The organism is Actinomadura sediminis (assembly GCF_042675525.1).
Classification (GTDB): domain Bacteria; phylum Actinomycetota; class Actinomycetes; order Streptosporangiales; family Streptosporangiaceae; genus Spirillospora; species Spirillospora sediminis.
Genome location: NZ_JBHTJA010000182.1, coordinates 1 through 7,982, shown reverse-complemented (window position 1 = coordinate 7,982; position 7,982 = coordinate 1). Strand labels below are relative to the sequence as shown.

The following is a 7,982-nucleotide window of genomic DNA, read 5'->3' as shown; positions in this document are numbered from 1 at the left end:
GGGGGGGGGGGGGGGGGGGGGGGGGGGGGGGGGGGGGGGGGGGGGGGGGGGGTCGGCGTCGGCGTCGGCGAGCGCGTCGGCGTCGGCGTCGGCGTCGGAGTGGGCGTGGGGGTGGGGGTCGGGGTGTCGGTGGGCGTGGGGGTGGGGGTCGGGGTGGGCGTCGGGGTGGGGGTGTCCTCGACGATCTCGAAGGTCGCGAAGGGCTCGTCCTGGCCCGGGTCCTTGGTGCACTGGACCTCCTGGCCGCCGGGCCAGATCTCGGTGCCGTCCGCGCGCTTCGGGTTGATCATCTGCGTCATGTTGCCGACGTGGATCTCGCCCGGGCCGGCCTGCGTGAAGACCAGCTGCGGCGCGGCGCCCGTGGCGATCAGGTCCCAGGCGGCCCCCGGACGCTGCGGGACGGGCGTGGTCTCGAAGATCGCGTCGACGGCGACCGGCAGCGACGGCGACTCCGGCACCGACAGCGTCGCCTGCGCCGTGGCCCAGCCCTCCAGGGTGGCGGCCTGGACGGCGCGCAGCCCGTTGTGGATGGTCGGGGTGATGTGCGCCGTCGCCTCGATCTCGAACGCCGGCGTCTGCTCGCCCACGGCGATCTCCGCCGGGATGTCGGAGCGGACGTCGACGACGAGCGGCTGGTTGCCGATCAGCGGGAAGACGCAGTGGTAGTTGAGCGTCTGGTGGACGGGCTCCGCCATGGCGGGCGCCGCCGCCGCGACGCCGAGCGCGGAGAGGCCGAGGCCGCCGATGGCGGCGGCGGCCAGGCCGCTGACGGTGCGGCGCGTGCGGTTCCTGAGCTTGCTTTCCAACTTGCTGCCCTTTCTGGACGGACCCGGCGCGTCGTACGACGCGCCGCAGAGTCGAAACGCCCCCCGAAAAATCAGATCTTGGAAAGCTCTGATATTCGTTCGCCGTAAGTTACTCAGCGGCCGGGCGGAGTGTCTGTACCGGCCATTGATAAAAACCCACCGGCGCCCACTCAACCACTTCAACAGATACCGCCGCGTTTCTCATTACCGGTGGACGGCCGAAAATTAGTCATTCGGCGAGCAGCGCCGCCGGTCCGTGCGCAGTTATTGACAGAGAACGCCCGCGCGGGCGCGGCGCACGGCCGGGGCCGCCCGCGATTTGTCACTTCCTGAGCGCTCGCGCCGCCGCCGGGGCCGGCCCGCCGTCCCGACCGGCACGCGCGGGGCGGCTCGGGAGGGGAAGGGGGCGCGGCGAAACGCTCGGCGGGGAGGGGCCGCGGCCGATGCGTCGGCGCGGAACAGGGCGCCGCCGGCCGGATCGCGGGCTCGGCGGGGCACGACGCCGACGCCGCGGCCGCGCGGCGGGAGATCCGCCGCGCGGCCGCGGCGCGGGCGCACGGGCCGGGTACGGGGACGCGGAACAGGGGGAACACGATCGGCGGCGCGGTGGACCGCGCCGCCTCGACCGGACGTCCCGCGGGTGCGGCCCCGAGGGGCCGGGGGCCTCAGAGGTGCTGGTAGGTCGTGTAGTTCTCGGCGAAGTCGTTGTAGCGGCTGAAGTTCGTGAAGCTCATCGTCACGGTCGTGTCGAGGCCCTCGACGTAGTGCCACCAGCCGATCGGGATGAACAGCAGCTCGCCCGGCTCCAGCGTGCACTCGTGCACCTGCGCGTTGCGCATCTTGGGGAACCGCGCGTGGTCGACGTCGCTCGCGTCCACTTCGGAGTAGCAGTGGACGTTGTTGTAGATGTAGGCGGTGTCGTGCAGCGGCACCAGCTTGACGTGCTTGCGCCCGATGACCTGCGCCATGAAGTTGTTCGTCAGGTCGTGGTGGTACGGCGTCTTCGTACCCGCGGGCCCGAGCCAGAAGAAGCTCTTGTCGCGCGTGTCGCCGTCGAGGTACTCGTCGATCGGGTCGATGTCGGCCCACAGGTCGCGCAGGGCGTCCTGGTTTCGGGACCCGTTGTTGGCCGTCATGTAGAAGTCGTTCGTCCTCCCGGCTCCCTCGACGAGGTCGAGGTACTCGCGGAACGGCATGACGCGCTTGTGCTTGGGCCCGTTGATCTCATAGTTCTCGTCGGATTCCCGGCCGAACTGGACCTCGACCTCGCGGTCGCCGCAGCGGTCCCGGAAGTAGTCCAGGTTCCATTTCTCGAGAGCCGGCCACGACTTGAGCATTCCGGTGATGATGACGGGCCGGTTCTGCGCGTAGTACTCCTCGAAGAACTCGTCCCGGGACGGACGTTCGCGCCGTTCGACCACGCCGCTGTTCGCCCGCATCCGGGCGAGCCGCCCGTAGACGGTGAGCGTCCATTCGCGTTTGCGGAGCCGGTTCGCGACGCGCGAGCCGCCCTGCACGTAGGGGCTCTCCAGTGCCGCGTTCACCTCGCGGGCGGCCTCGGCCTCGCCGAAGTCGTTCTGCACCAGCACCGCGCGGATCGCCTCCGGCGGGTTGCCGAGGAGCAGGTTCTCGGCGATCCAGCGGCGCCACTGCTCGATGGGAGGGGCCACGGTGTTCCTCCTTCAACGCTTGAACGGGGTGGGGTCGGGCCGGGGTCAGCCGGTGGCGGCGGCCCCGGAGCGGGACGGTTCGGGCAGCACCGGCGGGCAGCTGATCTCCGCGAACGGGATGCAGGTGGCGCCGAGGGTGACGCGGAGGAGGTTCTCCGGGCCCGACACGGTCCCGGAGAACAGCGGGTCGAGGTCCTCGGCGGCGCCGCAGCCCGCGAACGGCGGGATGGCGAACGTCCCGTCGAGCACGCCGCCCTCCAGGATGTTGGTCATCTTCCCGGTGAGCCGGAGGTCGGCCGGGACCTCGGTGCGGCAGCGGTCGCCGACGTCCAGCGGCGTGCCCTTCACGGTGACGTCGTAGATGCGGATCGACATCTTCATGTGCGCGTTGACGGTCTGCACGCCCGTCTGCAGGTCGGTGATCGCCTCAACGGAACCGTAAACCGGTTCGCCCGGTTTCAGGGGCGCCTGGGTGAGTTCCATCGTGGCGGTCGTGGGCATGAGGCCGAACGTCAGGAACGTCGACCGCGACCGCAGCGGGGAGACGAACCGCTGCCGCAGCTCCGCGCCCGTCGAAGTGATCTTGTAGATGACGTTGGTGAGGGCCGGGTCGGCGAACTCGGGATCGTTGACGATCGTCGCGCCGTCCAGCTTCGTCACGTTCGAGAACCCCGACAGGTAGATGCAGCCCGACATCCACGTCGTGTCCGGGCCCTCGTAGGTGCCGCACTCCTCCGGCGTCTCGCCCGGCGGCTCCTCGGCGGGCGGTGCGGCGGCGCGCGGCGCGGCGGGCGCGTCGCGCGCGGGCGCGGCGGACGCCCCCGGACCGGCGGCCGGGGCCCCGGGCCGCACCGGGACGGTCGCGAGCGCGACGTCCCGCCCCTCGGCCGGCTCGCAGGTGACCGCGACCGGCTCCGCGCCCTCGGGCGTCCGGCCCGCGGCGTCGCGCGGGTCGAGGTTCAGGGTGAGGGCGGCGGCGGTGAACACGAGGTCGCCGGCCGCGGCGGGCGTCACCGGCGGGACGTCCCCGGACGCCTCGAGCACCAGGTCCGCGCCTTCCGCGAGAGGCACCGCCGGCGCGGCCAGCCCCGCCCAGGTCACCGGCGCGGACGTGCCGTTCTGCGCGGCGGCGACCGCGAGCGCGGCCGTCCCCGCGACGGACGCGGCGTCCGGAGGCAGGCCCGCGGCCGCGACGGCGTCCGCCGGGATCGTCGCGGTGACGGTCGCGCGGCCCGGCCGGACGGGCTCCCCCGCCGTCCCGCCCGCCGGGAAACCCGCACGGACGCGGACGTCCACGGCCCGCGACGTCCCGGACGGGAACGCGCACGCGTACCGCAGCGTCGCGTCGGTCTCGACCGCGCGCGCGGGCGCGGCGCCGCCGCCCGCGGTCACCGCCCCGGCCACGACGGCGGCGAGCGCGACCGCCGCCGTCGTCCCGCGAACCCGAATCGTCATGTGCGCACACCTCGCATGCAGGTCAGCTCCAGCCGGGAAGCCACAGGCGCGCCTGCCGCGCGGGCTCGGGGAGCGGTTCGGCCGTCAGGATCGGATGCAGGTGGTACAGGTTCGCCGCGGCGACCAGGACGAACACGGCGCCCGCGACGCGCGCGGTCACGGGCAGGGCCGCGTGGAGCCGCTGGGCCAGCAGGACGAGCGCGAGGACGGCGAACGGCAGCATCGGCAGCGTGTACGTGGAGTACATCGTGCGGTCGTCGAGCGCGTTCGGGAACCACGGCAGCCAGCACGCGAGGTAGCCGCCGACGACGGCGGCCGCCCGCCAGTCCCGGACGAACGCGGCGACGGCGATGAGCGCGGCGATCGCCGCCCACCAGATCGCGGGCGTCCCGACGTGGGCGATCTCGGCCGCGCACGGGTCCGCGCCGCAACCGTCCGACGCCGACCGGTACATGACGGCCGGATGCCCGAGCCACGGCCATTCCCACGGCCACGACTGCGCGGGGTTCGGCTCGGTGACGCCCGCGTGGAAGTCGAGCGTCATCGCGTGGTAGTGCCACAGCGACCGGATCGGGTCGAGGAACGACGGCCACACGCCGCTCGGGTGGTACTCGGCCCAGTCCCGCTGGAACCCGGGGACCCGGCGCCCGAAGACGGCCTGCTGGAGGCCCGTCCCGGACGCGAACCAGCCCCACCAGCTCGCCAGGTAGACGGCGCCCGCGACCACCCAGAACTGGACGAACGCCAGCGGGACGTCGAGTTTCGCCGTCGCCCGCCAGGGACGTTCGGCGCCCGCGTCCTTACGCGCCTTCCGGTCCCACAGGATCACCAGCACCCACAGGAACGCGACCACGTAGACGGCGGACCACTTCGTCGCGCAGGCGAGGCCGAAGCAGAGGCCGGCGGCGAACCGCCACCGGCGTCCGAGGAACCGGCCGGCGCCGCCGGCGAGCGCGGCGCGCGTCCGGTCGCGGTCGACGACGAGGCACGCGAACCCGGCGACGAGCCACAGCAGCAGGAACACGTCGAGCATCGCGAGGCGGCTCGACACGAGCCACGAGCCGTCGAGGGCGACGAGCAGGCCCGCCGCGCAGCCGAGGACGGTCGACCCCGTCATCCGGCGCGCGGTGCGGGCGAGGATCAGCACGGTGAGGACGCCGGCGAGCGCCGCCGCCGCGCGGAACCCGAACGGGCCGGTGCCGAGCAGCGCCATCCCGGCGGCGATGAACCACTTGCCGAGCGGCGGGTGCGCCGCCCACTCGCCGCCGCCCGCGAGGCCCGCCTCCGGGTGACCGGAGAGGAAGTGCAGGTCGGCCGGGTGCCCCTGCCGGTCGGCGTTCCAGTTGTGCTCGACGCCGAACTGCAGCAGCGACCACGCGTCCTTCGCGTAGTACGTCTCGTCCCAGACGAGCGCGTGCGGCTCGCCGAGGCGGTGGAACACCAGCGCCCCGGCGAGGGCCGACACGAGCAGCGGGCCGATCCGGTCCCACGGGAGGCCGGTCAGGGCCGCCCGGCCTGGGAGAAGGCGCACGGCGTGGCGAGACCGTCGCGGCTCGTCGTCCGCGCGTCCGGTCTCGTCCAGTTCTGCCGAGGCGGTCAACGTCAGCCCACCTTTCGCCACGGTCCCGGCCGGGGGCGCGGCCCGGCCGGGAGTTCAGGACCGTAACGAGCGGCGAACCACCGGATAAATCGAGTTCACGACGAAGAAAGCCACCGCATTCCGCAGTGAAGTGATGACCTCGGCGCGTTCATCGAGAAGTTGTCGTCCGGAGACAATTTTCGGCGGCCCCGGGTGTCGTCGGGTGCACACCACGCCCGCGTCACGCCGCGCACAACCGCGCACCCGGACCGGCCCCCGTTCCACCGTCCGCGCCGTTGTGCTCCTGACCTCCTTCGCAAGACCCCGCGACGGAGATCGCTGCTCGCCGTTCTTGTAACCGGCTGAGCAGTGGTCTTCGCGTTTTGTTCCCGCGCCTTACAGAAACCGCGCGGCCACCGTGCGTACGGTCGGGGACCACGGCCGGAGAGCCGGCCGCCCGGAACGGTGACGGAGGTGTGCCCGTGTCCAGAACCGTCGAAGCCGCAGGCCCCGCCGAGCGGGCGGGGCGGGTCCCGCCACGGCTCGCCCGGATCATGCGGCCCGAACTGCCCAGCCTCGCCGGGGAGATCATCACCGAGATCCGCCGCGGCATCCCCGCGTACGCGCGGCCGCTGGACGGCCCGTACGGGCAGGTGCTGCGGCTCAGCGTGGAGCACAACCTCGCCGCGTTCGTCGACCGCGTCGCCGCACCGCCCGGCGCGTCCGAGGCCGGGACGCGCGGCGACGGCGACCTCGCCCGGACCGCCCGCATGCTCGGCCAGTACGAGGCCCACGAGGGCCGCACCCTGGACACCCTGCAGGCCGCGTACCGGATCGGGGGGCAGGTCGCGTGGCGGCGGGTCATGAAGGTCGCGCCGCGCCACGACATCTCCTCGGCCGTCATGTCGCGGCTCGCCGACGCCCTGTTCAGCTTCCTCGACGAGCTCGCGGCGCTGTCGCTGGAGGGGTACCTGGAGGCCCGCGAGCGGCCGATCCCGGCGCTGGACGAGCGGCGCCGCCGGCTGCTGCGGCGCGTCCTCGAGCACGCGCCGCACGAGACGTCCGAGATCCAGCACGCCGCGCAGGCCGCCGGGTGGACGGTGCCGGACGACGTCACGCTCGTCGCCGTCGAACCCGAGTCGCGGTGCGTGTGGACGGCGCTGGACGACGACGTCCTCGCCGACCTCGAGACCGATACGCCGCACCTGCTGATCCCCGGCCCGTTCACGCGCGAGCGCCGCGCGATGCTGGACGCGGCGGTGCCGGGCCGCCGCGCCGCGGTCGGCCTGACGGTCCCGGTGCTCCAGGCGGCCGACTCGCTGCGCTGGGCGCGCCGCGGCCTCGACCTCGCCCTGGACGGGGTGGTCGACGACCGGGTCGTCCACTGCGAGGACCACCTGGTCACGCTGTGGCTGTTCTCCGACCCGGCGCTGGTCGAGCAGCTCACCCGGCGGCGGCTCGGGATCCTGGACGGGATGACGCGGGGGCAGCAGGACCGGCTGACCGAGACGCTGCGGACGTGGCTCGTCACCCGCGGCACCGCCGCCGAGATCGCGGCGGAACTGCACATCCACCCGCAGACCGTCCGGTACCGGATGCGCAAGATCGAGCAGACGTTCGGCACGGCGCTGGCCGACCCGGAGACCCGCTTCGGCATCGAGGTGGCGCTGCGGGCCGCCCACCTGCGCGCGGCCTCCGCCCGCACCCGCTGACCGGCGCCCGGGGAGTCTGGGAGGATCGGGGCGTGCCCCTTTCCTCCCGATTCACCGTCCGGGCGGCGGTGCCCGGTGCCGCGCTCGCCGCGCTCCTCCCGTTCGCGGCCGGGTGCGGCTCCGAGGAACACGCCCGGCCGGACGCCGCCGCCGCGCCCGTGCCTCCGGCCTCGCGGGCGCCGCACGTCCCGTCCGTCCCGCCGCTGCCGGTGCCGGAGACCGCGCGGACGGATTGCTCGCCGGACGGCGTCCGGCTGGAGGCCCGCGAACCGGACGCGGCGACGGGACTGCGCGGGATGCGGGTGACGCTCGCGAACTGCGGCGACGCGCCCCGGCGGCTGGACGGCTACCCGGCGCTGCGCGTCCTCGACGAGGCGCGCGAGCCGTTCGAGGTGCGGGTCGTCGAGGGGACGGCGAGCGTGCCCGATCCGGGCCCGAAGCCGATCACCGTGCGGCCCGGCGGGTCCGCGTCGGCGGTCGTCGTGTGGCGCAACACGGTGACCCACGGGACGAACGTGAACGGCACGTTCCTCGAGGTCGCCCTGGACGACGGGCACCGCCCGCCGCCCCTGCGCGTCCCGGGCGGGCTCGACCTCGGCACGACCGGCCGACTGGAAGTGACCGCCTGGTCGCTAGCGTGACACCCGCCGGTCGTGCGGCACCGTCCACTGCCCGTCGGGCCGCACCCCGACCGGACGGACGCCCCGCGGCGCGGGCCGCAGCGGCCACCCGGCGGGCGGCGGGCTCTGCGGGACGCCCG

Annotated in this window: 6 protein-coding genes; 2 read left to right on the top strand and 4 right to left on the bottom strand. The window is 74.1% G+C overall.

Features of this window, described 5'->3' with window-relative positions:
• The 4 genes from ACFQ11_RS36535 to ACFQ11_RS36520 all read right to left on the bottom strand — a co-directional run.
• The coding region (locus ACFQ11_RS36535; RefSeq protein ID WP_378307328.1) for a DUF6801 domain-containing protein at positions 1-806 on the bottom strand (806 nt) is incomplete at its 3' end.
• Between the two features lie 665 nt (positions 807-1,471).
• Positions 1,472-2,476, bottom strand: coding sequence for a cupin-like domain-containing protein (locus ACFQ11_RS36530; protein ID WP_378307326.1), 1,005 nt, complete (start codon positions 2,474-2,476; stop codon positions 1,472-1,474).
• 45 nt (positions 2,477-2,521) lie between these two features.
• Complete coding sequence (locus tag ACFQ11_RS36525; RefSeq protein WP_378307324.1) at positions 2,522-3,931, bottom strand: DUF6801 domain-containing protein; 1,410 nt, start codon at positions 3,929-3,931, stop codon at positions 2,522-2,524.
• A gap of 22 nt (positions 3,932-3,953) precedes the next feature.
• On the bottom strand, positions 3,954-5,531 hold the full coding sequence (locus tag ACFQ11_RS36520; RefSeq protein WP_378307322.1) for a dolichyl-phosphate-mannose--protein mannosyltransferase: 1,578 nt from the start codon (positions 5,529-5,531) through the stop codon (positions 3,954-3,956).
• A 461-nt stretch (positions 5,532-5,992) separates the two neighbouring features.
• Between ACFQ11_RS36520 and ACFQ11_RS36515 the strand changes: the two genes are divergently transcribed.
• Both ACFQ11_RS36515 and ACFQ11_RS36510 read left to right on the top strand, forming a co-directional pair.
• Complete coding sequence (locus tag ACFQ11_RS36515; protein ID WP_378307320.1) at positions 5,993-7,222, top strand: PucR family transcriptional regulator; 1,230 nt, start codon at positions 5,993-5,995, stop codon at positions 7,220-7,222.
• Positions 7,223-7,254: 32 nt separating this feature from the next.
• Complete coding sequence (locus tag ACFQ11_RS36510) at positions 7,255-7,863, top strand: DUF4232 domain-containing protein (RefSeq protein ID WP_378307318.1); 609 nt, start codon at positions 7,255-7,257, stop codon at positions 7,861-7,863.
• Positions 7,864-7,982 lie beyond the last annotated feature (119 nt).

Bases quoted from the DNA above. Each gene is read 5' to 3' on its own strand.
- ACFQ11_RS36525 (WP_378307324.1), bottom strand. From the start codon at position 3,931: ATGACGATTCGGGTTCGCGGGACGACGGCGGCGGTCGCGCTCGCCGCC.